Raw genomic sequence first — 435 nt, 5'->3', positions numbered from 1 at the left:
GAAGTCGTAACAAGGTAGCCGTATCGGAAGGTGCGGCTGGATCACCTCCTTTCTAAGGATATATTCGGAACATCTTCTTCAGAAGATGCGGAATAACGTGACATATTGTATTCAGTTTTGAATGTTTGTTCATTCAAATTAATGGGCCTATAGCTCAGCTGGTTAGAGCGCACGCCTGATAAGCGTGAGGTCGGTGGTTCGAGTCCACTTAGGCCCACCATTAATTTAATACCTATTTGGGGGCTTAGCTCAGCTGGGAGAGCGCCTGCTTTGCACGCAGGAGGTCAGCGGTTCGATCCCGCTAGTCTCCACCATTATTTGTACATTGAAAACTAGATAAGTAAGTAAAATATAGATTTTACCAAGCAAAACCGAGTGAATAAAGAGTTTTAAATAAGCTTGAATTCATAAGAAATAATCGCTAGTGTTCGAAAG

General features: G+C 42.5%; 2 tRNA genes and 1 rRNA gene. All 3 read left to right on the top strand.

Going from position 1 to position 435, the window contains the following annotated elements:
• Positions 1–52 (top strand): 16S ribosomal RNA (locus IDG66_RS13045); the annotation flags it as partial.
• A gap of 91 nt (positions 53–143) precedes the next feature.
• Positions 144–220 (top strand) — tRNA-Ile (locus IDG66_RS13040).
• Between the two features lie 18 nt (positions 221–238).
• A tRNA-Ala gene (locus tag IDG66_RS13035) sits at positions 239–314 on the top strand.
• Positions 315–435 lie beyond the last annotated feature (121 nt).

It is taken from the genome of Staphylococcus sp. EG-SA-18 (assembly GCF_017151825.1).
GTDB lineage: Bacteria > Bacillota > Bacilli > Staphylococcales > Staphylococcaceae > Staphylococcus > Staphylococcus aureus.
Note: the sequence above shows the minus strand (reverse complement) of the source record. Positions and strands in the feature narration are given on the sequence as shown.